Below are 23,574 nucleotides of genomic sequence, written 5' to 3' on the forward strand. Positions count from 1 at the left end.
CGGGGGCGGCCGGCCGGCTGCCCGGCGGTCAGATCTCCAGCAGCACGGTGAACGGGCCGTCGTTGGTCAGCCCGACCCGCATCCGGGCGCCGAACCTCCCGGTGGCGACGGTCGCGCCGAGCGCGCGCAGCGCGTCGGCGACGGCGTCGACCAGCGGTTCCGCCACCTCGCCCGGGGCGGCCTTGGCCCAGGTGGGGCGGCGGCCCTTGCGGGCGTCACCGTAGAGGGTGAACTGCGAGACCAGCAGCAGCGGGGCGCCGGCCTCGGAGCAGGAGCGTTCGCCCTCCAGGACGCGCAGCGACCACAGCTTGCGGGCCAGCCGGACGGCGGTCTCCGGGGTGTCCTCGTGGGTCACCCCGACCAGCACGCACAGTCCCTCGCCCTCGATCTCGCCGACCGTCTCGCCGTCCACCGTCACCGAGGCGCCGTCCACGCGCTGTACCACCGCTCGCATGGGGCCATCATGCAACACCGCGCCGAGCGAGCGTTTTCGGTGGTGGCGGAACGTTCCGGCATCGAACGGACAGCGCCGGATGGGTGCCAACACGCTGCACGCGGTGGGTACACAGTGACACGATGCGTGCAGGGGGTACGTACCGCACCACGGCACCGAAATGGGGACGAGGGGACAATTGCGCATGATCACACCGGGACCTGGCTCGCAGCCCGTCACCGTACCGAGCGCGAGGGCGCCACACCGGGAGCCGGGCGAGGGGCTGGTGCTCCCGGGAGAGGTGACCGCCGGGGGGCTCGCGGAGCTGAGCCTCGCGCAGCTCCGCGCGCTGCGGAGCGCGGCCCGGCGCGAGGAGGCCGATCTCAGCTTCGTGCGGCGGCTGTTGCAGGGGCGGATCGACATCCTCCAGGCCGAGGCGAGACGCCGGGGCGGGCAGGACGCGGGGCTGCTGGACCAGCTCCCGCTCATCCTGGCCGACGGGCCGTCGCGGCACCGTTCCTCCGCCCGGCACGTCACGCTGGCCACCCCGGCGAGCGAGCGTTACCGGCGGCTGGCGGAGGAGGTGCTGTCCGAGGTGGCGCTGTCGGACCTGAGCGCGTTGGACGACGCGGAGCTGACGACGGCGCTGGCCAGGCTGGCGCAGTACGAGGAGCGGGTCTCCCGGCGCCGGCAGGAGCTGCACCGGACGGCGGACGGCTGCGGGGCCGAGGTGGCCCGCAGGTACCGTGAGGGCGAGGCGCAGGTCGACGACCTGCTGTGTTGAACGCCTCACCGCTGAGTGAACCCGCGTGAGAGGACCCGTCCGATGACCGTCGCCCCCGGCACCTTCCACGCTCCCCCGGGTCCCGGCTCGCCGGTGTTGGCCGAGGTCGTCAGGTCGGGTGTGGTGGAGAGCCGCCACCGCGGCGCGCTGGTGGTGCTGGACGCCGAGGGCCGGGTGGAGTGGGCGCTGGGCGAGGTCGCCGAGCCGTTCTTCCCGCGTTCGAGCAACAAGCCGATGCAGGCAGCCGCGGTGCTGCGGGCCGGGCTGCCGTGGGAGGGCGAGCGGCTGGCGCTGGCGGCGGCGAGCCATGTCGGGGCGGAGATCCACCGGCGGCTGGCCGCGCGGATCCTGGCCGACCACGGGCTCGACGAGGGGGCGCTGGCCTGCCCCGAGGCGACGCCCGACTTCGGCGCCGCGCCGGGGCCGCGTGGCCGGCTGGCGATGAACTGCTCGGGCAAGCACGCGTCCTGGCTGGCGGCGAGCGTGGTCAACGGCTGGCCGGTCGAGGGCTATCTGGACCCGGAGCACCCGATGCAGCGGTTGGCGCGCGAGACGATCGTGGCGTACTCGGGCGAGCCGGAGACGGCGGTCGGGGTGGACGGCTGCGGGGCGCCGCTGTCGGCGCTGTCGCTGACCGGGTTGGCGGGGGCGTTCCGCGCGGCGGTCTCGGCGCCGGCGGACGATCCGCTGCGGCGGGTGGCGGACGCGATGCGGGCGCACCCGGAGTACGTGGGCGGCGAGGGGCGGCTGGACACGGTGCTGATGCGGGCCGTTCCCGGGGCGCTGGCCAAGGGCGGCGCCGAGGGGGTGCAGGCGGTGGCGCTGCCGGACGGGCGGGCGTTCGCCTTCAAGGTCGAGGACGGTTCGGCGCGGGCGGGGGCGGCGCTGGTCGCCCGGGTGCTGGCGGTGCTGGGGGTCGACGCGTCGGGGCTGCCGGGGACGCCGGTGCTGGGTGGCGGGGAGCCGGTGGGTGAGGTGCGGGCCGCGTTCTGAGGCGAGCCGGTCGTCTTCGGCCTTCCGTGGTGTCTGTTGCCCGCGGTCGATCCGGCCGAGATTAAACCGTTGGCCGCGACGTGAAAGCGCTGCTTAGGGTCGGCCACATGGCCGAGCTTGAGTTGCGCGACGTCGCCGGGGACCGGGACGCCTCCGGCGCGTGGGTACGCGCTGTCTTCACGGGCTTCCTGGACCGGGGAGCCGACGTGTCCCAGGAGGAGATCGACGTCCGGATCGGCAACCAGCCGATGGGCCGGGCGCGGGGCTTCTTCGACAAGGACCGCTGTGTGGCGACGTTCAACAGCTTCGACCAGCGGTTGACCACGGTCGGCGGCGCCGAGTTGGCGGCCAACGCGGTCTCCGCCGTGACGGTGACCGGCACACATCGGCGCCGGGGCCTGCTGTCCCGGCTGATGGAGCGCGACCTGCGGGACGCGCGGGAGCGCGGCGACGCGGTGGCATCGCTGATCGCGGCCGAGTACCGGATCTACGGGCGCTGGGGCTTCGGCCCGGCGACCTCGTTCGTCAACTGGCGGGTGCTGACCCGCCGCGCCGCGCTCGATCCGCGCTGGTCGCCGGCGGACGTGGACGGCGAGCTGACGATGGTGGAGGACGCGGAGGCGCGGGAGGCGCTGCCCGAGCTGCACCGCCGCTTCCGCGCGCGGACGCCGGGCGCGGTGGACCGCGGTGACTTCCACTGGGACCGGATCACCGGCGTGGTCGAGACCTCCCCGCCCAGGACCGCCGGGCTGAACGCGGTGTACCGGGACGCGTCGGGCGTGGTCAGGGGCCTGGTGTGCTTCACCGTCGAGAAGAAGTGGGAGCAGGGGCTGGCCGACGGGATCGCGCGCGTGCAGTTCCTCTACGCGGAGGACGACGTGGCGGAACGGGCGCTGTACCGGCTGCTGTTGTCGTTGGACTGGGTGAGCGTGGTGGACACGGGGGCGGCGCGGCCGGACTCGACGCTGCCGATGATGCTGGGGGACCGCAGGGCCGCGACGGTGGCGGAGGTCGCGGACTTCCTGTGGCTGCGGCCGTTGGACGTGCCGGCGATGCTGACCGCGCGGAGCTATCCGGTCGAGGGGGAGTTGGTGCTGGAGGTCGAGGACGCGATGGGCCTGGCCGGGGGGCGTTTCCTGCTGACGGCCGGCGAGGGCGGCGCGACCTGCGCCCCGACCACCAGGAGCGCGGACATCGGCCTGGACGTCGCGACGTTGAGCCGGCTGTATCTGGGGGAGGAGTCGGCGGCGCTGCTGGCGGCCGGCGGGCTGCTGTCGGAGGAGAAGAACGGGGCGACGACCCGTGCGGACCTGCTCTTCCACACGGGCCGTCGCCCCTGGTGCCCTGACATCTTCTGATCCCGCCCCGGGTCCGGCCCCTGCGTAGCCGGGCCCCGGGATCATCCGGACGTCGCACGCCGCGTCGTTCGCCGAACCCCCCGCACCGGTCGGTCGGTTCCCCCTACAGGGAGCCGACCGCCAGCGTGACCAGCACAGTGGTTCCCACACACGCACAGGTGAAGTTCCGCTTCCGCAGACCCGTGCGCAGTATCAACAGTCCGATCAGTCCCGGCAGTCCGTACTGGACCTCCACCGCCTGCTCCGTCGCGATGCCGAAGGCAGCCACGATGATGGTGGAAACGAGCATGACCCCTCCTACATCACGTCAACTTCTAGTGAACTCTCGGGAACTCCGAGAAGTTGGCCAAGTTGTTCGCCAACTATATGAATGTTTTCCCCAGTTGGCTCGGTCTTGGAAACGTCCTCATATCAACCTTCCGCATCTGGCCGAAAGTTGTATGGTGACGGCGTGAGTCAGGAGATCGTCCCGGAGAGCGAGCTAACCGATCCGTTCGGCGATCCGCTCTCTCCCGACCACATCGCCGGTGTGCTGCGCGACCGCATACGGTCCGGAGAGCTGCCACCGCGCGCCAAGCTGCCCACGCAACGGGCCCTCGTGGAGGAGTTCCGGGTCAACCGGACCACCGTCAGACAGGCCCTGGCCGCGCTGGAGCGGGAGGGGTACATCGCCGCGCGGGGCCGGGGCGCGCCCGCCGTGGTGGCGCTGCCGGGGCAGGACAGCCCCCGGCCGGCCGGCGTCGAGGTGGCGGACCGGATCGCGGTGGCGTTCCAGTCCAAGGACATCTCGATCGACGCGTTCTGCCTCACCACAGAGACGCTCAACTCCGCGCTCGCCGGGCCCATGATCGCCATCTCGGCGGGCGAGTTGACGCCCCGCTCGATCACGGTGCGGGTGCTGCTGCCGAGCCCCGACGCGCCGCACGCCTACCCGAGACTGGTCTCCGACCCGGCCGACCAGCGCCCCCGCGCCCGGCTGCGCCAACTGACGCGGACCTTCTCCACCTCGCTGCGCCACCAGCTGACCTCCCTCGCCGAGATGCGGCTGGTGCCGCAGGTGACGGTCGAGATCAGGGAGGTGCCGATCACCCCCGTGCAGAAGGTCTACCTCCTCAACGGCACCGAGGTGCTGACCGCCTACTACCAGGTGGTCTCCCGGGTGGTCGAGTACGAGCAGCAGCAGATGGAGATCTACGACGTGCTCGGGCTCAACTCGAAGGTCTTCCGTTCCGCCGAGGACACGGCGTTTGTTGAAGAGTCACACCAGTGGTTCACGTCCCTCTGGTCAACGCTGGCACAACCGCTCACACTCGGTTAGATGAGGGGACTCGTAAGTAACGCACACTGTGTTCTCTTCGACTTCGACGGTCCCGTCTGCCGGCTCTTCGCGGTGCGCTCCGCCGAGTCGGTGGCCGTCAGACTCCGTTCGCTCACCGACGAGTTGGCGGCCTCCGCGCTGCTGACCGACGAGCTGCGGACGTCCCGGGACCCCCACCGGGTGCTGCGGGGCATAGCCGGCAACGGGCCCTCGGCGGCCGTGCTGAGCAGGCTGGAGGCGGCGCTCACCCAGGAGGAGGTCAGCGCCGCCGCCTCCGCCCGCCCCACGCCCTACGCCGCCACGCTGATCGCGGCGCTCGCCTCGCGGGGCCGTCAGGTCGCCATCGCCACCAACAACTCGCCCCTGGCCGCCGGGCGTTACCTGGAGCGGCTGCGGCTCACCGGCTATGTCGGCGGCCGGGTCTACGGACGCACCGGGGACCTGGCGCTGCTGAAGCCGCACCCGGACTCGGTGCTGCGCGCGTTGGCCGGCACCGGGGCCGAACCGGCGCGTTCGCTGATGATCGGCGACAGCCTCGCGGACCACGCGGCGGCCACGGCCGCCGGCGTGCCGTTTCTCGGGTACGCGCTCGACGACGCCGGGGAGGACGCGTTTCGCGCGGCCGGCGCGCGGCACGTGGTGCGCTCCCTCCAGTGGGTACTGGCCGCCCTCGGTCAGGGCCCCGGGCGTGCAGATGCACCCTTTTGAGCCATCAACAGTGGACTCCTCCCGGCGTACGGTATCGCTACCCGTAACGATCCCACTGCCGGAAAGCCACCATCATGAGCCAACCGTTGTCCGGGCATCTGCTCCGCGGGCACCACCGCGACTGGCAGGTGCTCCCCGCCGAGGGCCGCGACCACATATCCGGACGGATCAAGGCCGGGCGCAGCCGCCCCGGCGTCACCAGGTTCGACCCGCGCTGCTTCCTCGACGAGGAGGACGTCCTGATCGAACTCGCCTTACTGGGCGTGGAGCGCATCGCGCCCGTGTACCGCCTGGGGCCCGACGGCACCAGGGTGCACGGATTCATCGAGGGCGTCCCGCTCTCCGCGCTCCGCCCTCCCGGATCGCCGCTCACCGGCGGCGAACTCGACCAACTGACCGCCCTCTTCGGCGAACTGGCCCGGATACCCCCGGTCGCCATGGCCCTCGTCCACCGCTGCCCCGTCCCCGGCCGGCCGCGCACCAGCCGCGACTTCCTGCGCGGGCTCGTGGCGTTCACCCGGCGGCGGGTCTACGCACGTCACGGGCGGCCGCTGGCCGGCCTGTTTCAGACCCTCGGCGTCGATCCCGACGTACTCAGCGTGACCAGCCCCCTGACCCGGGAGGCGGCGCGAATGACCAACCGACCGTTCTGCCTGCTCCACGGCGACCTGCACAGGGACAATCTGATCGTCGCCGAACAGGACGGTCAACTCTGGACCATCGACTGGGAGTTGGCGATGGTCGGCGACCCCCTGTACGACCTGGCGACCCACCTCCACCTCATGGACTACCCGGAGCGGCAGCAGCAGGCGATGACGCTGCGTTGGGCCGGCGCCGTGGAGGAACGACTCCCGGGCGCCGCCGAGGGCCTCCCCCGCGACCTGCCGCGCTATCTCGCCTACAAACGGGTGCAGTCGGTCTTCACCGACGTGATCCGGCAGGCCGTCGCCGTCCGCGAGGCGCCCGCCGGGCAGCTCGCCGAGCGGCTGGCGACGGCCGGCACGATGGTCTCGCGGGCGCTGCACAGGGCGGAACGACCCCTGGGGCTGGGCAGAGTGCCCAGCCCCGGGGTCGTCGAGGGCGTCTACGCCGCGTTCAGCGCGGGTACCCCGATGCCGCCCGCTCCCCCTCGGGCGAAGCCGGAGCCGGCGAAGGCGCGTCGTGCCGCTCCAGCTCCACCCTCGGCAGCAGCCGGGCGAGCGGCGCCGGCAGCCACCAGGCGTGCCGCCCGAGCAACTGCATCGCCGCGGGAACGATCAGGCAGCGGATGACCACGGCGTCCACCAGGATCGCCACCGCCATCCCGAAGCCCATCTGCTGGAGCATCCGGTCGGGGCTGAGAATGAACGCGCCGAAGACGGCCACCATGATCGCCCCGGCCGCGCTGATCACCGCTCCCGTGTGGGCCAACCCCTCGCGGACGGCGAGCCGGTGGTCCCCGTGGCGTTCCCACTCCTCGTGCATCCGCGCGACCAGGAAGATCTCGTAGTCCATGGAGAGCCCGAAGACGATCGCGAAGATCATCACCGGCAGGAACGCCTCGATCGGCCCCGGCTCGACGCCGAACCACCCCTCCTGGAAGACCAGGGTCATCGCGCCCAGCGCGGCGCCGATGCTCAGCAGGTTCAGCAGCGCCGCCTTCAGCGGGATCCACACCGAACGGAAGACCGCCATCAGCAGCAGCACCGAGACACCGACGACGATCGCCACGAAGAGCGGCATCCGCTCGGCGACCTTCTCCGAGTAGTCCTGGGTGGCGGCGGTCGCGCCGCCCACCAGGTACTCCGCCCCGGTCTCGCCCTCGATACCGGGCAGCACGTCCTCGCGCAGCTCGTGGACGAGGTCGGAGGTCGCCTCGTCCTGCGGCGACGTCTCCGGGAAGAGCACCAGGGTCGCGACCGCGCCGTCCCCCGTCGGCGCCGGCGGGGTCACCCCCGCCACGCCCTCGACGTCGGCCAGCCGCTCGGCGGCCACGCCGGCCGCCGCCTCGGCGCCCTGCTCACCGCCGTCGGTGATCACGATCAGCGGGCCGTTGAAGCCGGGACCGAAGCCGTCCGACAGCAGGTCGTACGCCTCCCGGCTGGTCGAACCCACCGGGTCGTTGCCCGCGTCGGCCATGCCCATCCTGAGGTTGAGCGCCGGCGCGGCCAGCGCGCCCAGCGCGACCACCGCCACCGCCAGCGCCGCCAGCGGCCGCCGCTGCACCGCGGCGCCCAGCCGCCGCCAGGCGGCGCCGGGCGCGGGCCGGCCGCGCGCGGCGCGCTTCGCGGCGCGCGCCGTGAAGTGCCGTGCGAAGCGCTTCCCGAACAACCCCAGCAGCGCCGGCAGCAGCGTCAACGACGCCAGCATGGTGGCCAGCACCGTCAACGCGACGGAGAACGCGATGCCCTGGAGCGAGCCGAGCCCCAGCGCCACCAGCCCCAGCAGCGCCACGATCACCGTGCAGCCGGCGAAGAACACCGTGCGCCCCGCCGCGTCCAGCGCGGAGACCGTCGCCCGTTCCGGCGAGGACCCGGCGACCAGCTCGGCGCGGTACCGCGTGAAGATCAACAGGGCGTAGTCGATGCCCACGCCGAGGCCGACGAGCATCATCACGTAGACGGTGTAGTCGGCGATCGTGAACAGGTGGGAGGCCAGCACGATCGCGCCCAGCGTCGAACCGACCGCGAACAGCGCGGTGATCACCGGCAGCCCGGCCGCGAGGACCGAACCGAACATGAAGACGAGGATCACCAGCGCGGCCAGGATGCCGACGCCCTCGGCGGCGCCGCCCTCCCCCTCGGCCAGCTTGCGGGTGGCGTCCCCGCCGACCTCGACCCGCAGCCCGTCGCCGGCCGCGCCCCGCGCGGTCTCCACGATCTCCTCGACGTCCTCGGCCGCGATCTGCTCCGACGCCTCGGCCAGGCCGACCGTCGCGTAGCCGACGGTGCCGTCCCCGGCGACCGCGCCCGGCTGCTCGTAGACGCTGGCGACGCCGGTGACCTGCGGCAGCGCGCCGACCTCGGCCAGCATCGGCTCGACCCGGTCCCTGACCTCGGCCCGCTCGATCCCGTCCGCGTCGTGGAGCACGATCTCGACGGTGTCCCCGCCCTGGTCGGAGCCGTGCGCCTCCAGCAGCTCCACCGCCCGCTGCGAGTCGGTGCCCGGCAGCGAGTAGTCCTCGCGGTAGTCGTCTCCCACCGCCGAGGCCAGCACCCAGACCCCGACCAGCACCAGCAGCCACAGCCCGACGGCGGCGGCCCGGTGGCGGAACGAGAACGCGGCGACGCGGGCGAAGACGCTGCCCCGGCCTGCCGGGGCTTCGGGGCGGGGCGGTCGCGTTCCGCCCTGCGGTGTGGACGTCATGGCCTGGGACCTTCTCTCCTGCGGTCGTCGGCCCGACCACGCGTCGAGCCCTGGAAACGGGTGCTGGTGGTGCCGGTGGGAGTGGTGGTGGCGGTTCCGCCGGTGCGGGACGTGCGCGGGGCGCGGCGGACGCGCGGGGCGCGGCGGACGCGCGGGGCGCGGATCAGTGGCGCCAGTGGCGGAGTTGGGCCGCGGTGAGCACCAGCAGGCCCAGCAGCAGCGCGGGCACCAGCCAGGCCAGCACGCCCAGCGGCGCGGCGCGGCCGGCCAGCGGCAGTTGGGAGCCGGCCAGCAGCGGTGGCACCGCCACCGTGACCGAGGTCAACGCCACCGAAGGCCAGGCGCCGCGCGGCCCGACCAGCTGCCGCGCGCGCTGGAACGGCGCACCCGTCGCGCGCAGCGCGGCGAAGCCGACGCCGTGCGCCACCAGCAGGCAGGCCAGCAGCGCGGCGCTGAGCAACCCGGTCGCCGGGCCGGCCGGCCGACCTCCCCCGCCGTCGACCAGCGAGGCCAGTGACCAGCCCCACCCGACGACGGCCAGCCAGCTCCCGGCGACCAGCGCGACATCCCGCCGGACGGCCCGCCGCCCCGCGCCGGGAGGCAACCGCAGCCCCCAGGCGCGCAGCAGCAGGCCGCCCATCAGCGGACCGAGGGTCGGCCACATCCCGTCCAGTTCCCCCACTACGGACGGAAAGCAGGCCGCCAGCGCACTGCCCGTCGCCAGCAGCCACAGCGCCGCCAGCCGGGTCAACGGCGCGGTCGCGCGTCGCAGCGCGACGCGCTCGGCCGCGTTCCCGGCCAGCAGCGGCAGCAGCGTTCCCAACCCCAGCCCCGCGCCGCCGACCACGAAGTAGCCGACCGCGAAGCAGCCCAACAGAATGACGGCAAGCGGCTCCACGGCGGCCCTCCCCCCGCGGGGCGGCGGCCCGCCGGATGACCGGCGGGCGGCGACGTTGACTGGTCCTCGGTGTCACACCACTACGGTGGGCCCACGGTGCCCCGCCCCGCGTCGCCCGCCGGATGACACCGGCGGTACCGCGCGGGTGGCACCCCGCCCCCCGCCCGTACCCCACCGGTTGCGCCCGCCCCCTAGGGGACGAGCACCCGCGAAAGACCGCCCACCGGCGGTGCAGGGGCGCGGGGAACGGCGCGGGCTACCCGGCACCGGGCCGGGGACGACCCTCCACCGCCGTCGTCCACGCCCCCCCGGCAAGGGGCTCAGCGGGCGAGGTCGTGCAGCCGCGCGGTGACGCTCGCCTGGATCGCCGCCGCACGCAGCGGCCCCGGCGGGAGAAGCGAGCGCGGTGCCGGGACCGCTCCGTCCTCCCCCGCGAGCCAGCGCAGCGGCGCGTCCGGCCGCCGGGCGAACGCGGTCGCGACGCCGACGAGCGAGAAGCCCCGCGCCAGCACCTCCTCCGCCACCCGCCCCCGGCGGATCCCGCCGGTGAGCATGAGGGGGAACGGGGCGTCCGCGACCAGTTCCCCCGCGAGCCTCAGGAAGTACGCCTCGCGCTCCAGGGTCCGCCGGTCCGCCGGACGGCCCGCCGTCGCGAGCGACTCGACGCTCCCGCCCGACAGTTCGACGAAGTCGACGCCGCCGGCCTCGCCGAGCCACCCGAGGACCCGGCGCGCGTCGTCCAGGTCGAAGCCGCCGCGCTGGAAGTCCGCCGAGTTGAGCTTCACCGCGACCCCGAAGCCGGGCGACACCCGCGCGCGGACGGCCGCCACCACGTCCAGCAGCAGCCTGGCGCGGTGGCGGAGCGGGCCTCCCCACCGGTCGGTCCGCCGGTTGACCAGCGGGGAGAGGAACTGCGCCAGCAGATACCCGTGCGCGGCGTGGACCTGGACACCGGCGAAGCCGGCGCGTTCCGCCAACTCCGCCGTCACGGCGAACCGTTCGACCGTCTCCTCGATGTCGCCCGCCGTCATCGGCGTCGGGGTCGGGAAGAGCCGCGACAGGGCGCCGACGTCCACGGGCACCGCCGAGGGCGCCAGCGCGCGCGAGCCGGAGCCCCGCCGCACGACCCGCCCCGGGTGGTTGATCTGCGCCCAGAACGAGCCGGTCCCGGCGGCCGCCGCCCAGGCCCGGAAGGGCGCGAGGTCGCTGGCCGCGTCGAGGATCACGTCGTCCGGCCGCGCGAGGGCCGTCCGGTCGACCATCACGTGCCCCGTCAGCATCGTGCCGACGCCGCCCCGGTCCCACGCGCGGTAGAGCCGCACGAGCCGGTCGTCGGGGTGGCCGCCCGCGCCCGCGAGCCGTTCCTCCATCGCGGCCTTCACCAGGCGGTTGGGCAGCACGACGCCGCTCGGCAGACGAAGGGGCGCGGCGCACGGCGGGGGCGCGGCGCCCCCGTGCGGGCGGGGGTCGGGTGTCGTCGCGGGTGTCATCGCTGGAGCACCAGCTTCCCGGTGGTCCCGCCCGCGTGGCCGGCCTCCATCGCGGCCCGCACGCCCTCCAGCGTCAACGGGAACGAGCGCGCGACGTGCGGGCGGACCCCGGCGTCCGTGACCAGCTCGTCCACCCGGCGCAGCAGCTCGCCCGAGGCTCTGAGGAAGACGGGGACGTACCTCGTTCCGCGCGGGTGCGCGCCACGCAGCCGCCGGGCGGTGATCGTCGACAGCAGCCGGGCCGCGGAGGCGGGGGTGACCACGCCGTCCTCGTCGCGCGCGATCGTCACGAACCGTCCCCCGGGGCGCAGGAGTCGGCGCGCGAGGAGCCACTGCCCGCGACCGCCGGCGCAGTCGATCACCACGTCGAACGGGTCCTCGCCGAAGCGGCTCGGCTCGGCGCCGTTCCTGTCGACCACCTCGTCCGCCCCGAGGGACCGGACGAACCCGGCGTCGCGCGCGCGGGCGACGCCCAGCACGAAGGCGCCGGCCGCGCGGGCCATCTGGACGGCGAAGTGACCGACACCGCCGGAGGCCCCGATCACCACGACCCGGCTCCCCCGCACCACCTGGCCGCGGTCCAGACAGCTGAGCGCGGTCTGCGCGGCCAGCGGGATCGCGGCCGCCGCGGCGAAGTCCAGCCCCGCCGGTACGGGGGCGAGCAGTCGCTCATCCACGTTGACGTACTCCGCGGCGCCGCCCCCCTCACGCTCGTTGTCGACGTGCACCCGGTCGCCCACGCGGAACGCCGACGCCCGCTCCCCGACCGCCGTGACGACGCCGGCGAAGTCGAAGAGCGGGACGAAGGGGAAGCGCCGGCGCGTGAGGAGCCGTCGGTCGCCCTCGATCATCTGCCGGTCGATGGGGTTGAGCGCCGCCGCCCGCACCTCCACCTGGACCTGGTGAGGCCCCGGCGGGCGGACGGGGAACGCCTCGTCCAGCGCGAGCACGTCGCGGACCGCTCCGTAGCGGGTCTGCACGACGGCCCGCTGGGTTGACGCCATAGATAGTGAACTCATAAGTGGCTACTGTACAAGTAGTTCAATAGTTGGCTTACGGGTCGGAAGACGCGCTACCATCGGGGCATGGTCAAGTCGTCCGGTGATGCCGTGGACCCGCGGGTGGCGCGCACCCGGCGTGACGTGATCCGAGCGAGCGCCACGTCACTGCTGGAGGACGGCTGGGGCGCGACGACACACGCCGAGGTCGCCAGGCGGGCGGGGTACTCGAAGGCGACGGTCTACGCGCACTGGCCCACCTCCGTCGACCTGGTGCGCGACGCGATCTCCCTGATCTGCGAGGACGCCACCCACCCGGCGACCGGCGGGGATCTCGTCGAGGACCTCCACGCCGCACTGGGCGCACTGGCCGGGACGCTGTCGGAGGGGCGTTACGACCGGCTGATGGCGGGTGTCATCGAGCGCGCCGGCCACGACGAGGGCGCGCGGGAGCTGCGCGACCGCCTGTACGAGACGGCCACGACCGGGGTCCGGGGCGTCCTCGCGGCGCATCTCGCGCCCGACGACGTCGAGCCCTGCCTCGCGATGCTGGTCGGCGCGGTCCTCGTCCGGACGACATACGAGGGCGGAACGGCGGACGCCGCGTTCCTCACCGACCTCATCGCCCGCGCGCTGCCCACGTAGCCGGTGCCGCACCGTCGTCGTCCTGGCCCCGCCACGAATGCACCACACACCGGGCTCACGCCGACAACCCACCTTGCCGGTGCCGCACCGTTGTCGTCCTCGCCCCGCCACGAATGCACCGCGCAGTTCCCCGCGCCCCCAAGCAGGCCGTCACCTGCCGAGCGTGAACCCGCACCCGACCCACCACGCCAGCCCACACCAGGGGCGCGGGGAACTGCGCGAGCAACCACACACCGGGCTCACGCCGACAACCCACCTTGCCGGTGCCGCACCGTCGTCGTCCTCGCCCCGCCACCCATGCACCGCGCAGTTCCCCGCGCCCCCAAACAAGCCGCCCACGGCAGTGCAGGGGCGCGGGGAACTGCGCGAGCAACCACACACCGGGGCGCGCGCCGAGGATCCACGCCGGCAGGGGTTACGTCAGCCAGCCGGGGGTGATCATGCCGGTCTCGTACGCGAGGATGACCAGCTGGGCGCGGTCGCGGACGCCGAGTTTGGTCATCACCCGGCTGACGTGCGTCTTGGCCGTCGCCGGGCTGACCACCAGCCGGCGGGCGATCTCGTCGTTGGTGAGGCCGGCGCCGACCAGGCCCATGACCTCGCGTTCCCGCTCGGTCAGCGCGTTCAGCCGGGGGCTCGGGTCTGGCTGGCGCGCCCGGCCGGCGAACTCGGCGATCAGCCGGCGGGTCACCGTCGGCGAGATCAGCGCGTCGCCCCGCGCGCAGACCCGGATCGCGTGCAGCAGCTCCATCGGCTCGGTGTCCTTCACCAGGAAGCCGGAGGCCCCGGCGCGCAGCGCGCCGTACACGTAGTCGTCCACGTCGAACGTGGTGAGGATGACCACCCGCACCTCGGAGAGGCGGGGGTCGGCGACGATCCGTTCGGTGGCGGCGAGGCCGTCCGTGCCCGGCATCCGGATGTCCATCAGCACCACGTCGGGCCGCAGGCTGGCGGCCAGCTCGACCGCCTCGGCCCCGTCCGCGGCCTCCCCCACGACCTCTATGTCGTCCTCGTCGGACAGGATCGAACGGAATCCGGCCCGCACCAGCATCTGGTCGTCCGCGAGAACGACCCGCACTCGTCGGCCGTTCCGTTCCCCGGGGCGTGTCGCGGTCATGGCCAACAGGGTAGGCCGCCCCGCGCGTTGGGGCGTCACGCCGGCGCCGGCGCCGCCGCGTTCAGCGGCAGCCTGGCGTGCACGCGGAAGCCGCCGCCAGGACCGTTGCCCGCGGAGAGGTCGCCGCCCAGCGCGCGGGCGCGCGCGGCCATCCCGAGGATGCCGCTGCCCTCGGCGCCCGGCTCCGCGCCCTGCCCGTCGTCGGTCACGGTCAGCCGCACCTCGTCCGGCGTGTAGGCGACGCGCACCAGCGCGCGCGTGGCGCCGGCGTGGCGGGTGATGTTGGTGATCGACTCCTGGACGATGCGGTACGCGGCCAGCGAGATGTTCGGCGGCAGCACCGGCGCCTCGCCGCTGGTCTCGACCGAGGCCGCGAGGCCGGTGCGGGCGGCGCGGTCGACCAGCTCGCCGAGGCGTTCCAGGCCGGCCGCCGGCTCCACCGGCACCTCCTCGTCGACCTGGCGCAGCACTCCCAGCGTGGCGCGCAGCTCCCGCAGCGCCTCCTTGCTGGTGTCGCGGACCAGCTCGAGCGCCCCGACCAGCTCCTCCGTCTCCCCCGGCCGCTTGGCGGCGCGGTGCAGCGCGGCGGTGGAACGGACGTTGATCAACGAGATGTTGTGCCCCAGGACGTCGTGCAACTCGCGGGCCAGCCGCAGTCGTTCCGCGGTGGCGGACTGCTGGGCGCGCAGGTCGCGTTCCCGTTCGGCGGCCAACACCCGGGCCTCCGCCTCCCGTTGGTGCGCGTGCCGCAGCCGCACCGCGTGGCCGAGGATGATCAGGCTGAGGAACCAGCCGCCGAAGAGCATCATGGACATGTTGTCCACGTGGCGTTCCTCGGCGGTGAGGATCTCGCCCCAGGTGATCACCAGCATGGTGACGACGGCCAGCGCGATGGCGGCCGTCAGCCGGCCGCTGCGGGCGACCGTGTAGAGGGAGACGATGTAGATCGCCAGCGCGGCCGGGCCGTCCACCGTACTGATGAAGTAGTAGGCGATGGCGAGCAGCAGCACCAGCACGGCCACCTGCACCGGCCAGGTCTCCCGCACGGTCAGCGACAGCACGCCGACCGCCACCGCGAACCAGCCGACGACGGCCTCCACCAGCCGTTCCTGCGCGGACGCGGCGGCCACGCCCACCATCACCGTCTCCACCAGCAGCGCCGCGAACGGGAGCAGCAGCAGGCGGTCCCAGTGGATCGCCGACGCCAAACGGGCAAGCATGTCAGTCAGAGTACGTAGGCTGTGCCCAAACAGCACCATCGAGGAGGAAGACCCCATGACCGGCCCGGCACCGGAGAGCAACGAGCCCGCCCACGACCCCGAGGTGCTCCAGCTCGCGGCGAAGGTCTTCGACCTGGCCAGGGACGGGGACACGAACACCGTCGCCGCCTATGTGGACGCCGGTGTCCCGGTGAATCTGAGCAACGACAAGGGCGACACGCTGCTGATGCTGGCGGCCTACCACGGCCATGTCGCCACCGTCGAGGCGCTGCTGGAGCGCGGCGCGGACGCGGCCAGGGCCAACGACAAGGGGCAGACGCCGGTCGCCGGCGCGGTCTTCAAGAACGAGTCGGCGGTGGTGCGCACCCTGCTGGCGGCCGGTGCCGACCCGTCGGCCGGGCAGCCGTCGGCGATCGACACGGCGCGGATGTTCGGCCGCACCGAGCTGCTGCGGCTCTTCGGCGCCGACGAGGGCTGACGCGGCGACGAGGGCCGGCGCGGCGACGGGAGCCGGCGCGGCGACGACGACCGGCGCCTACCGCTGCTCCGGCAGGCCGTAGAGTCGGCGCGCGTTGCCGCCCGCGAGCAGCGCCGCCGCGCGGTCGGTGTCCTCGCGTGGCCAGCCGGGGCCGCGCAGCGCCTCGGTCAGCGCCCAGCGGAACTGCCGCGCGCCCACCAGATACAGCTCGGGCAGCCCGTAGGCGTCGGTGGAGAAGAGCAGCTTGCCGAACGGCGCCAGCTCCAGCGTCTCCGCCAGCACCGCCGGGGCGCGCCCGCCGACATGGCTCAGGGTCAGCCCGAGGTCCGCGTACACGTGCGGGTGAACGGCCGCCAGGTGCGCGGCCTGCCGGTGGAACGGGTAGCAGTGCAGCAGCACCAGCGGGCAGCCGGTCGGGGCGACGGCCCGCACGAAGTCGGTGAGCAGCGCCGGGTCGGCGCGGTGCAGCCGCAGGTCGGTGTCGCCGAAGCCGGTGTGGAGTTGCAGCGGCAGCCCGGTCTCGACCGCCGACCAGAGCAGGTGGCGCAGCAGCACCGGGTCGGCCACCCGGCCGCCGGGCGGGCGGGTGCGCAGCCAGCGTTCGGCCGCCGTCCACAGCTCGGCGCGACTGGGTGCCGCCGGCTCCAGGTGCAGGCCGTGGCGGTAGGCGGCCACCGACTTGAACGCGAGGGAGCCGGCCGCCGCGCCCGCGATCCGTTCGGCCAGCCCGGCGAGGAAGGCGTCCGTTCCCCGGCCGGCGGCGTCGGCCGCGGCCTCGGCGAGCGGTTCGAGCCGGGCGACGCGGAACGCCGGCGCGGCGAAGGCGTCGGCCAGCGCGGCGCCCGTGCGCTGGGCGCCGGGCAGCGGCCCGTCGTCCACCAGCAGGGCGCCGATGCCGGCGGCGCGCAGCAGCAGCCGGTCGGCCTCGCCCGCGCCGAGCGCCCGACGCGCGTCGAGGTAGCGCTCCGGCGGCGCGTACGCCGGGAGCCCGAGCGCCGGCGGGCACCAGCGGCGCACGGCCAGCCCGAGCGCGCTGTCGAAGTAGCTGGTGCCGGGTGCGGGCGGCGCGTCCGACTCGCTCAGCCAACGGGCGAACGGCCCGACCTCCGTGGGCACTTCGCGCAGCAGCCCGTGGCAGTGCTGGTCGACCAGGGGCGGCAGCCCCGGCCACGGCTCGTCGACGTCCGGGGGCCCGTTCTCAGTAGCGGTCACGGGTCGCCTCCACCAACTCCTCGGGGGTCGTCGAGGCGAACAGCTCCACCTCGGCCCGCCGCACCGCCAGCACCGCGCCCAGCAGCTCCTCGCCCATCGCCTCCCGCAGCACCGCCGAGTCCGCCAGTTGCCCGATCGCGGCCGGCAGCTCCGTCGGCAGCCGCCGCAGCCCCGGCCGGCCCGCCGGGTCCCCGCTGACCGGCGGCGGCAGCGTCAGCCCCTCGCGCAGCCCCGCGAGTCCGGCCGCGATCACCCCGCCCACCACCAGATACGGGTTGGCGGCCCCGTCGAACGACTTGACCTCCGCGTTCGCCCCGCCCAGGTCGTCCGGGGAGCCGGCGACGAAACGCAGCGCCGCCTCCCGGTTCTCCAGCCCCCAGCAGTGGTGGGCGCCGGCCCAACGGGACGGCCGCAGCCGCAGATAGCTCGCCGGCGACGGCGCGCCCAGCGCCAGCAGCGCCGGCAGCTCGCGGAAGACGCCCGCCAGGAACGCCTCGCACTCCCCCGTCATGGAGAAGGGGCCGTCGCCGCCCCGGCACAGGTTCTTGCCGTCCCGCCACGGGCTCAGATGCAGATGGCGCCCGTTGCCCAGCCCCTCCAGCCCCTCCGCGACGGCCATCGGCGCGAACGACACCGGCAGCCCGTGGCGCGCGGAGACCCCGCGCACCGTCTCGCGGACCAGCACCGCCAGGTCGGCGGCGGCCACCGGGCCCGTCGCGGCGACCGAGACCTCGAACTGGCCGACCGCGTACTCCGGATGCACCTGGAGCGGGACCAGCCCCTGCGCGCCCAGGGCCTCCGTCACCTCACGCAGATAGTCCGAGAGCGCGACCACGCGCGCCATCCCGTACGCCGGACCGCTGCCCCGCGCGCCGGCGTCGACCACCCACTCGGTCTCGAACCCCATCAGCAGCTCGATCCCGAACTCCGCCGACGCCAGCTCCTGCTGCCGCCGCGCGAAGCTCCGCTGGCACCCCGGGTAGGGCGCGCGGCTGGCCTGGAACCGGTCGACCGGCGCCCACGCCCACCCCGGCTGCGCGGCCAGCGTCGTCAGCCGGTCCAGGTCGGGCACCAGGCGCAGGTCGCCGTCGGGGCCGCCGATCGCGGGGCTCTCGGTCATCGAGTCGTCGACCAGATAGACGTCGAAGACGGGCGACATGCCGACCCCGTCGCGCACGGCGTCCTTCAGCCGCGCGGTCGGCACGGTCTTGACCCGGGTGATGCCGGCGTTGTCCACCCAGGTCAGGGCGACGCACCCGACCCCCGCCGAGGTGAGCCTGGCCATCGCCTGCTGCGTGTGATCCATGCCGGCACACCCTGCCGCCGCCGCGCATACCACCGCAACCACGCCTTCACCCGACCGAGTGGCACCACTCCCCCCAAACCACCCGCGCCCGGTCGTCTCGGCGCCCCCCGCGGACGCGCCGCCCTCACAGCAACGCGACGGCCTCGGCGAGCAGTTCGGTCTGCCGGTACCAGTCGCCCGCCGCGACGCTCAGCACCACCCGCCGCGCGCCGGCGCGGTGCACGGCGTCGACGCGCTCGGCGAGGGCGGCCGGGCCGCCGGTGACGACCGCGTCGACGGCAGCGCCCGGCATCCCGAACATGCCGTCCGGGTCGGTCAGCCGCCTGACCAGTCCCTCGCGGTCGGGCCGCGCCGGGTCGCCCTCGATCGACGCCAGCACCGTGCCGGTCACCTCGGGCGCCGGCCGCCCGCGTGCGGCCGCCAGCTCGGCCAACCGGGCCGTGTCCTCGGCCAGTCGGGCATCGGGCACCGGCATCGCGAACCAGCCGTCGCCATGCGCGGCGGCGCGGGCCAACGCCGCCGGGGCCATCCCGCCGACGATCACCGGCGGCACCACGGCGCCGGGGGCGAGCCGCACCTTCCCGCCGTCGACCTCCGCCGGGCGGCCCGCGATCAGGTCGGGCAGCACCGCCAGCGCGGCGTCCGTGCGCCGGCCCCGTTCCCGGCTCGGCACGCCGGCCGCCGCCCAGGACGCCGCGTGCCGGTCGCCGCCGACCCCGACGCCGAGCAGCACCCGGTCCCCCGAGACCCGTTGCAGCGAGGCCACCTGCTTCGCCGTCCAGACCGCCGGCCGCAACGGCAGCACGTACACGCCGAAGCCGAGCCGGACCCGGCTGGTCACCGCCGCCGCCGCGGTCAGCGCGACCGTGCTCTCCAGCAACGGCACCCCCGTGCCGCCCACGAGCTGGTCGACCGCCCACACCGACTCCAGCCCCAACGCCTCGGCGTGCCGCGCCGCGGCGGCCACATCGGGCAGGGCCTCGCCGTGCTCCGTCATCGTCGGCAGGAACACGCCGACCTCCGGTGCCGCCATCCCCCAACTCCCTCCACACGTGGTTCCGTCTGGTAACCGACCCCACGATGCGGCACCGTGAGAGGCGACGGAAGAAGGCACTTCAGAGTTACCGAGGCACACCATGGACACCCCCGGCCCCACGGACACCGGCGGCGCCGGCCTGCCGCGCGTCGAACAGACCCACAGCTGCGAGATCCGCGACCTGCTCGACCGGCTGGCCGACAAGTGGTCGCTGCTGGTCATCGAGCTGCTCGGCGAGGGCACCCAACGCTTCAGCCAACTGCGGCGCGCCATCGACGACATCAGCCAGCGCATGTTGACCCTGACCCTGCGCCGCCTCGAACGCGACGGCCTGGTCCGCCGCACCGTCCACCCCGTCGTGCCGCCCCGCGTCGACTACGACCTCACCCCGCTCGGCCGCACCCTCCTCGACGTGATCACCCCGCTGGTCGCGTGGACCCGCGAACACCGCGACGAGATCGCCGGCGCCCGCACGGCCTACGACGCGGCGCGCCGGTGACCCCCGCGCCGAACGGGGCTACGCGTCGTCCGTGGCGGCCGACCGGAGTTGACGCGACCGGAGCCGGGGCGACCGGAGCTGGGGCGGCTCCTCGTCGTCGGTCAGGGCGACGAGGCGCTTGGAGTCGTCCCACAGGCGCGCCGCGCGCCGCGCGTCGTAGGAGAGCCGCGCGGAGGGCACGGCCGACAGCGTTCCGTCGTGCGCCTGGAAGTACGTGCCGGACACCCCCGCGTAGTCGGGACCGGCGGCGAGCGCCGCCAGCGAGGCGCCCGAGAACCCCACGTCCGAGGTGACGACGCCCATGCGCCGGGAGACCCACTTCATGGCCGCCGTGCGGGAGGCCCATCGCACCGGCCCCGGCAGGTCGCGGAGGAAACCCGTCTCGGGCACGGACCCCGGATCGAAGGCGATCGAGGCCACCTCGCTGCGGGCCGCGCGCAGCCGGCGGTCCAGCTCGTAGGCGTACATCACGGTGCACAGCTTCGAGGTGGAGTAACGCCTGCCGGCGGACAGCGCCTTGCCGCCGCCCTTTCCGTTGGTGGCCAGGGCCAGGGCGTCCGGCTCGACGGCGGTGCCGACCAGGCGGCCGTCCGTCGAGTCCGGGTCGTGGGTGCCGCTGGCGGTGTAGACGACCCGCCCCCGCTCGGAGAGGACCGGGAACAGCAGCTCGACGAGGAGGAAGTGGCCGAGGCAGTTGGTCGCGAAGGTCGTCTCGTACCCGTCGGGGCTGTAGGAGACGTCGCCGTCGAAGCGGCCGCCCGCGTTGCAGACGATCGCGTCGAGCTCCGGTACGGCACCGGAGGCGCGCATCGTCCGCCACCGCGCGGCGGCCGCCCTGACCGAGGCGAGTGACGCGACGTCGACCGTCAGCGTCGTCACCGAGACGCCGTGCCGGGCGCTCAGCTCGTCGGCGACCGGTCGCATCCGCGCCGCGTCGCGGCCGCCGAGGACGAGGTCGACGTGCCGCGCGGCGAGCTCCCGCGCGGCGGCGAGACCTATGCCCGAGTGGCCGCCGGTGATCAGGATCGAAGGCATGTCCGTTCCTCCTGGCTTGCTGCGTTCTGGAGTCGTTGACGACGGGAAGGCCCGCGCGGGGAGCCGGCGCGAGGGCGAGGCCCCGGGCCCGGCCGGGGGGGTGGGGCGCCGCCGCCCGCTCCCGGTGCCGGCCGTCCGTGCGGGTCCACGGGCCCGTGCCGGTTCAGCATCGACGACCCGGCGGCACCTCAACCAGGGACAGCCTGTCCGTGGTTGGCGCCTGTCGGGGACGACCGGGGCGGGCGTCTACTGGAGACATGATCGACCGTCCAGGACTCGCCGACTTCCTCCGCCGTCGCCGGGAGCTGCTGCACCCGTCCGACACGGGTCTCGTCGAGGGCGTGCGGCGGCGCACCCCGGGCCTGCGGCGCGAGGAGGTGGCCCAACTGGCGAACATCTCCACGGACTACTACGCCCGGCTGGAACAACGCCGGGGCGCCAACCCGTCCGAGGCCATCGTGGCGTCGCTGGCCCGAGCGCTGCGCTGCGATCCCGACGAACGCGACCACCTGTACCACCTGGCCGGCTTCCCGGCCCCGCCCCGCTACTCGGACGGGTACGTGCGGCCCGGGTTGATGAGCCTGCTGGACCGGCTCGGCGACGTCCCGGCGTGCGTCGTCAGCGATCTGGGCGAGGTGCTGTGGCAGAACACCGTCGCCGCGCTCACCCTGGGCTGGAGCACCGGACGGCGCGCCGACCGCTCGGCGAACATCGTGTGGCGGTGGTTCACCGAGCCCGGCCTGCGGACCCGCTTCCCGGAGGAGGACCGGCCACGGCACTCGCTCGCGCACGTCAGCGACCTGCGGGCGACCGCGGCGCGACGCGGAGGCGACGCCGATGTCGCCGCCCTGGTCAACGGCCTGCTGGAGCGGAGCGAGGAGTTCCGTTCCCTGTGGGAACGCCACGAGGTGGCGGTGCGCCGTTTCGACCGCAAGAGGTTTCTGCACCCCGAGGTCGGTGTCCTGCACCTGACGTGCGAGATCCTGCTCTCCCCCGAGGCGGACACCAGGGTGCTGGCGTTCTTCCCGACCGAGGGCACCGACGCACGCGAGAAGCTCGCGCTGCTGCGGACGATCGGGACGCAGGACTTCCAGCCGGCCCGGTGAGGCGGGGACAGGGGGAACGGGGACTCGGGGAACGGGGACTCGGGGAACGGGGACTCGGGGAACGGGGACTCGGGGAACGGGTGACCGGGCGTGACCGGGGTCGCGCGGGCCCGTCGCGCCGTCCACCCGCCAGGAGCCCGGCGCAGCCGGGGACAGGCTGGTCCTGGCTCCCCCCGGCCTGACGACCCACGCTGGTCACACACGCCGACCCCACGCCAGCCGCGGGGGCCGCCGTTCCGCCGACCCGGCGGGGCGGCGCGAACGGCCAGGGGAGGAGTGCGCACATGACCGAAGCCCGGACACCGGTCTTCTCCACGCACGAACGCGACCGCCGCTGGAACCTGGCGAGGGACTTCATGGCCCGCGAGGGCCTCGACGCCCTGCTGGTCTTCGGCGAGCACGAGGACGCGGGCCCCGCGCCGGTCGCCTACGACACCTGGTTCACCAACGGGCGGGCGGGCACCACGGTCGTCTTCCCCGGGGCCGGGGAGCCGGTCGCCCTGCTGCCGGGGCCCATGTTCCTCATGGACCACCTGGAGTCCCGCCGACGCGGCGACACCCCGTGGATCCCCCCGCACCACCTGCGCGGCACCCGCCACTCCGGCACGGTCGTCGAGACCCTCGACGAACTGGGCCTGGCCGAGGCGGTCATCGGCGTGGTCGGGCTCGGCTCCCACATGCCGTGGCACCCCGAGGGGATCATCCCCTACGGCCTCTGGAACAACGTCCTCTCCCGCTTCCCCGACGCCGTCTTCACGCCGGTCGACCTCCCGTTCGGCCAACTCGTGATGCGGCTCGGCGAGGAGGAGATCGCCGTGCTGCGGCACGCGGCCACCATCGGCGACGCGATGGTCGAGGCCATGGTGGCGACCGCCGCGCCCGGTGTTCCGGAGAGCCGGGTGTACGCGGCGGGCATGGCGGCGGGCTACAGCCGCGGGTCGCTGCCCCCCGCGATGCACCTGTGGTCCGGGCCCGACGTGGTGGCGGCGGGGCCACCGGCCTGGGGCCAACGCGCGCAACCTCCCCGGCTCCTGGAGGAAGGCGACGTCGTGTACGCCGAGGTGTTCTCCAGCTTCGGCGGACGTCACGCCCAGAACCAGGTCACCATCGCCGTCGGTGACGTGCACGAGGACTTCCACCGTGCGGTGGACGTGTGCCGCGCGTCCTACGACGCCGGCCTCGGGGCGCTTCGCCCGGGTCACACGTTCGGCGAACTCGTCGACGCCATGCACGCGCCGATCGACGCCGCCGACGGCTGGCCGTTCCTCATCGCGGTGCACTCGCTCAACCCCGGGCTCTCCGTGGGCAGGGGCCGTGGGCTCTTCAGCCGCATCCCCGGCACCGAGGGTTACCCCCGGGTGCCCGACCACCCCACGTTCCTGCCCGACCTGGAACTGGCACCGGGCATGAGTTTCGCCTTCGAGCCGAACTACGCGTTCGGCCGCCGTCTGGCCCACCTCGGAGGCACGGTGGTGGTCGGCGAGGACGGGCCGATCGAACTCAACCCGTACTCCGCGCGCCTGCTGCACGCGGCGGGGACCGCGCGGCAGCCACGTTGAACCGGCCGGGGCCCGGCCGCGCGGCGCGGCGCGCGG

General features: G+C 74.3%; 22 protein-coding genes and 1 pseudogene. 11 read left to right on the forward strand and 12 right to left on the reverse strand.

Going from position 1 to position 23,574, the window contains the following annotated elements; translation table 11 throughout:
• Positions 1 to 28: 28 nt before the first annotated feature.
• Complete coding sequence (gene dtd / locus CRP51_RS22875) at positions 29 to 454, reverse strand: D-aminoacyl-tRNA deacylase (protein ID WP_097233199.1); 426 nt, start codon at positions 452 to 454, stop codon at positions 29 to 31.
• 184 nt (positions 455 to 638) lie between these two features.
• On the opposite strand from dtd, the gene CRP51_RS22880 reads away from it, so the two are divergent.
• The 3 genes from CRP51_RS22880 to CRP51_RS22890 all read left to right on the forward strand — a co-directional run bounded on the left by CRP51_RS22880 (position 639) and on the right by CRP51_RS22890 (position 3,568).
• Positions 639 to 1,217, forward strand: coding sequence for an RsiG family protein (locus CRP51_RS22880; protein WP_245880752.1), 579 nt, complete (start codon positions 639 to 641; stop codon positions 1,215 to 1,217).
• A gap of 42 nt (positions 1,218 to 1,259) precedes the next feature.
• Complete coding sequence (locus tag CRP51_RS22885) at positions 1,260 to 2,210, forward strand: asparaginase (RefSeq protein WP_097233200.1); 951 nt, start codon at positions 1,260 to 1,262, stop codon at positions 2,208 to 2,210.
• A gap of 107 nt (positions 2,211 to 2,317) precedes the next feature.
• Positions 2,318 to 3,568, forward strand: a complete 1,251-nt coding sequence (locus CRP51_RS22890) for a GNAT family N-acetyltransferase (protein WP_097233201.1) — start codon at positions 2,318 to 2,320, stop codon at positions 3,566 to 3,568.
• 103 nt (positions 3,569 to 3,671) lie between these two features.
• On the opposite strand, the gene CRP51_RS22895 is transcribed toward CRP51_RS22890, so the two are convergent.
• Complete coding sequence (locus CRP51_RS22895) at positions 3,672 to 3,857, reverse strand: hypothetical protein (RefSeq protein ID WP_097233202.1); 186 nt, start codon at positions 3,855 to 3,857, stop codon at positions 3,672 to 3,674.
• 162 nt (positions 3,858 to 4,019) lie between these two features.
• On the opposite strand from CRP51_RS22895, the gene CRP51_RS22900 reads away from it, so the two are divergent.
• From CRP51_RS22900 to CRP51_RS29725, 3 genes and pseudogenes are all read left to right on the forward strand, one after another.
• On the forward strand, positions 4,020 to 4,886 hold the full coding sequence (locus CRP51_RS22900; RefSeq protein ID WP_170970642.1) for a winged helix-turn-helix domain-containing protein: 867 nt from the start codon (positions 4,020 to 4,022) through the stop codon (positions 4,884 to 4,886).
• Positions 4,887 to 5,594: an HAD family hydrolase gene (locus tag CRP51_RS22905; protein ID WP_097233204.1), complete on the forward strand. Its 708-nt coding sequence runs from the start codon at positions 4,887 to 4,889 to the stop codon at positions 5,592 to 5,594.
• A gap of 74 nt (positions 5,595 to 5,668) precedes the next feature.
• A pseudogene (locus tag CRP51_RS29725) lies at positions 5,669 to 6,409 on the forward strand (phosphotransferase family protein); the annotation flags it as partial.
• A 280-nt stretch (positions 6,410 to 6,689) separates the two neighbouring features.
• Here the strand turns inward: CRP51_RS29725 and CRP51_RS22915 are convergent.
• The 4 genes from CRP51_RS22915 to CRP51_RS22930 form a co-directional block, all read right to left on the reverse strand.
• Positions 6,690 to 8,939 (reverse strand): MMPL family transporter, encoded by a 2,250-nt coding sequence (locus CRP51_RS22915; protein ID WP_097233206.1) that lies wholly within the window; start codon positions 8,937 to 8,939, stop codon positions 6,690 to 6,692.
• Between the two features lie 163 nt (positions 8,940 to 9,102).
• The gene (locus CRP51_RS22920; protein WP_097233207.1) at positions 9,103 to 9,837 is read right to left on the reverse strand and encodes a cytochrome d ubiquinol oxidase subunit II; all 735 of its coding nucleotides are present in this window, start codon (positions 9,835 to 9,837) and stop codon (positions 9,103 to 9,105) included.
• Between the two features lie 320 nt (positions 9,838 to 10,157).
• The gene (locus tag CRP51_RS22925; RefSeq protein ID WP_097233208.1) at positions 10,158 to 11,327 is read right to left on the reverse strand and encodes an oxidoreductase; all 1,170 of its coding nucleotides are present in this window, start codon (positions 11,325 to 11,327) and stop codon (positions 10,158 to 10,160) included.
• The gene (locus CRP51_RS22930) at positions 11,324 to 12,346 is read right to left on the reverse strand and encodes an NAD(P)-dependent alcohol dehydrogenase (RefSeq protein WP_097233209.1); all 1,023 of its coding nucleotides are present in this window, start codon (positions 12,344 to 12,346) and stop codon (positions 11,324 to 11,326) included. Before CRP51_RS22930 ends, CRP51_RS22925 begins: the two co-directional genes overlap by 4 nt.
• Positions 12,347 to 12,412: 66 nt before the next feature.
• Here CRP51_RS22930 and CRP51_RS22935 point away from each other — a divergent pair, with 66 nt between their 5' ends.
• The gene (locus tag CRP51_RS22935) at positions 12,413 to 12,970 is read left to right on the forward strand and encodes a TetR/AcrR family transcriptional regulator (RefSeq protein ID WP_097233210.1); all 558 of its coding nucleotides are present in this window, start codon (positions 12,413 to 12,415) and stop codon (positions 12,968 to 12,970) included.
• 415 nt (positions 12,971 to 13,385) lie between these two features.
• On the opposite strand, the gene CRP51_RS22940 is transcribed toward CRP51_RS22935, so the two are convergent.
• Together CRP51_RS22940 and CRP51_RS22945 are read right to left on the reverse strand one after the other, a co-directional pair.
• A complete protein-coding gene (locus tag CRP51_RS22940) occupies positions 13,386 to 14,087 on the reverse strand; it encodes a response regulator (RefSeq protein ID WP_097233211.1) in 702 nt (233 codons plus the stop codon).
• A gap of 35 nt (positions 14,088 to 14,122) precedes the next feature.
• Positions 14,123 to 15,307, reverse strand: coding sequence for a sensor histidine kinase (locus CRP51_RS22945; RefSeq protein ID WP_141514648.1), 1,185 nt, complete (start codon positions 15,305 to 15,307; stop codon positions 14,123 to 14,125).
• A gap of 55 nt (positions 15,308 to 15,362) precedes the next feature.
• Between CRP51_RS22945 and CRP51_RS22950 the strand changes: the two genes are divergently transcribed.
• Positions 15,363 to 15,785: an ankyrin repeat domain-containing protein gene (locus CRP51_RS22950; RefSeq protein ID WP_097233213.1), complete on the forward strand. Its 423-nt coding sequence runs from the start codon at positions 15,363 to 15,365 to the stop codon at positions 15,783 to 15,785.
• Positions 15,786 to 15,842: 57 nt separating this feature from the next.
• On the opposite strand, the gene CRP51_RS22955 is transcribed toward CRP51_RS22950, so the two are convergent.
• From CRP51_RS22955 to CRP51_RS22965, 3 genes are all read right to left on the reverse strand, one after another.
• Positions 15,843 to 16,997 carry an amidohydrolase family protein gene (locus CRP51_RS22955; protein ID WP_170970643.1) on the reverse strand — a complete coding sequence of 385 codons (1,155 nt, stop codon included), beginning with the start codon at positions 16,995 to 16,997 and terminating at the stop codon, positions 15,843 to 15,845.
• Positions 16,984 to 18,303: a type I glutamate--ammonia ligase gene (locus tag CRP51_RS22960; RefSeq protein WP_097233214.1), complete on the reverse strand. Its 1,320-nt coding sequence runs from the start codon at positions 18,301 to 18,303 to the stop codon at positions 16,984 to 16,986. Before CRP51_RS22960 ends, CRP51_RS22955 begins: the two co-directional genes overlap by 14 nt.
• Positions 18,304 to 18,427: 124 nt before the next feature.
• Positions 18,428 to 19,336: an LLM class flavin-dependent oxidoreductase gene (locus CRP51_RS22965; protein WP_097233215.1), complete on the reverse strand. Its 909-nt coding sequence runs from the start codon at positions 19,334 to 19,336 to the stop codon at positions 18,428 to 18,430.
• Between the two features lie 103 nt (positions 19,337 to 19,439).
• Here CRP51_RS22965 and CRP51_RS22970 point away from each other — a divergent pair, with 103 nt between their 5' ends.
• A complete protein-coding gene (locus tag CRP51_RS22970) occupies positions 19,440 to 19,838 on the forward strand; it encodes a winged helix-turn-helix transcriptional regulator (RefSeq protein ID WP_097233216.1) in 399 nt (132 codons plus the stop codon).
• An 18-nt stretch (positions 19,839 to 19,856) separates the two neighbouring features.
• Here the strand turns inward: CRP51_RS22970 and CRP51_RS22975 are convergent, their stop codons facing one another.
• Entirely contained in the window at positions 19,857 to 20,873 is a 1,017-nt protein-coding gene (locus tag CRP51_RS22975; RefSeq protein WP_097233217.1) for an SDR family NAD(P)-dependent oxidoreductase, read from the reverse strand.
• A 257-nt stretch (positions 20,874 to 21,130) separates the two neighbouring features.
• On the opposite strand from CRP51_RS22975, the gene CRP51_RS22980 reads away from it, so the two are divergent.
• Both CRP51_RS22980 and CRP51_RS22985 read left to right on the forward strand, forming a co-directional pair.
• A complete protein-coding gene (locus CRP51_RS22980; protein ID WP_097233218.1) occupies positions 21,131 to 21,979 on the forward strand; it encodes a helix-turn-helix transcriptional regulator in 849 nt (282 codons plus the stop codon).
• Between the two features lie 284 nt (positions 21,980 to 22,263).
• The gene (locus CRP51_RS22985; protein ID WP_097233219.1) at positions 22,264 to 23,538 is read left to right on the forward strand and encodes a M24 family metallopeptidase; all 1,275 of its coding nucleotides are present in this window, start codon (positions 22,264 to 22,266) and stop codon (positions 23,536 to 23,538) included.
• The last annotated feature ends 36 nt before the right edge of the window (positions 23,539 to 23,574 follow it).

The organism is Streptomyces zhaozhouensis, assembly GCF_900230195.1.
GTDB classification, from domain to species: domain Bacteria; phylum Actinomycetota; class Actinomycetes; order Streptomycetales; family Streptomycetaceae; genus Streptomyces; species Streptomyces zhaozhouensis.

Bases quoted from the DNA above. Each gene is read 5' to 3' on its own strand.
- CRP51_RS22940 (WP_097233211.1), bottom strand. From the start codon at position 14,087: ATGACCGCGACACGCCCCGGGGAACGGAACGGCCGACGAGTGCGGGTC.
- dtd (WP_097233199.1), bottom strand. From the start codon at position 454: ATGCGAGCGGTGGTACAGCGCGTGGACGGCGCCTCGGTGACGGTGGAC.
- CRP51_RS22950 (WP_097233213.1), top strand. From the start codon at position 15,363: ATGACCGGCCCGGCACCGGAGAGCAACGAGCCCGCCCACGACCCCGAG.
- CRP51_RS22915 (WP_097233206.1), bottom strand. From the start codon at position 8,939: ATGACGTCCACACCGCAGGGCGGAACGCGACCGCCCCGCCCCGAAGCC.
- CRP51_RS22890 (WP_097233201.1), top strand. From the start codon at position 2,318: ATGGCCGAGCTTGAGTTGCGCGACGTCGCCGGGGACCGGGACGCCTCC.
- CRP51_RS22960 (WP_097233214.1), bottom strand. From the start codon at position 18,303: ATGGATCACACGCAGCAGGCGATGGCCAGGCTCACCTCGGCGGGGGTC.
- CRP51_RS22945 (WP_141514648.1), bottom strand. From the start codon at position 15,307: ATGCTTGCCCGTTTGGCGTCGGCGATCCACTGGGACCGCCTGCTGCTG.
- CRP51_RS22935 (WP_097233210.1), top strand. From the start codon at position 12,413: ATGGTCAAGTCGTCCGGTGATGCCGTGGACCCGCGGGTGGCGCGCACC.
- CRP51_RS22930 (WP_097233209.1), bottom strand. From the start codon at position 12,346: ATGAGTTCACTATCTATGGCGTCAACCCAGCGGGCCGTCGTGCAGACC.
- CRP51_RS22965 (WP_097233215.1), bottom strand. From the start codon at position 19,336: ATGGCGGCACCGGAGGTCGGCGTGTTCCTGCCGACGATGACGGAGCAC.
- CRP51_RS22895 (WP_097233202.1), bottom strand. From the start codon at position 3,857: ATGCTCGTTTCCACCATCATCGTGGCTGCCTTCGGCATCGCGACGGAG.
- CRP51_RS22925 (WP_097233208.1), bottom strand. From the start codon at position 11,327: ATGACACCCGCGACGACACCCGACCCCCGCCCGCACGGGGGCGCCGCG.
- CRP51_RS22985 (WP_097233219.1), top strand. From the start codon at position 22,264: ATGACCGAAGCCCGGACACCGGTCTTCTCCACGCACGAACGCGACCGC.
- CRP51_RS22905 (WP_097233204.1), top strand. From the start codon at position 4,887: ATGAGGGGACTCGTAAGTAACGCACACTGTGTTCTCTTCGACTTCGAC.
- CRP51_RS22970 (WP_097233216.1), top strand. From the start codon at position 19,440: ATGGACACCCCCGGCCCCACGGACACCGGCGGCGCCGGCCTGCCGCGC.
- CRP51_RS22975 (WP_097233217.1), bottom strand. From the start codon at position 20,873: ATGCCTTCGATCCTGATCACCGGCGGCCACTCGGGCATAGGTCTCGCC.
- CRP51_RS22885 (WP_097233200.1), top strand. From the start codon at position 1,260: ATGACCGTCGCCCCCGGCACCTTCCACGCTCCCCCGGGTCCCGGCTCG.
- CRP51_RS22980 (WP_097233218.1), top strand. From the start codon at position 21,131: ATGATCGACCGTCCAGGACTCGCCGACTTCCTCCGCCGTCGCCGGGAG.
- CRP51_RS22880 (WP_245880752.1), top strand. From the start codon at position 639: ATGATCACACCGGGACCTGGCTCGCAGCCCGTCACCGTACCGAGCGCG.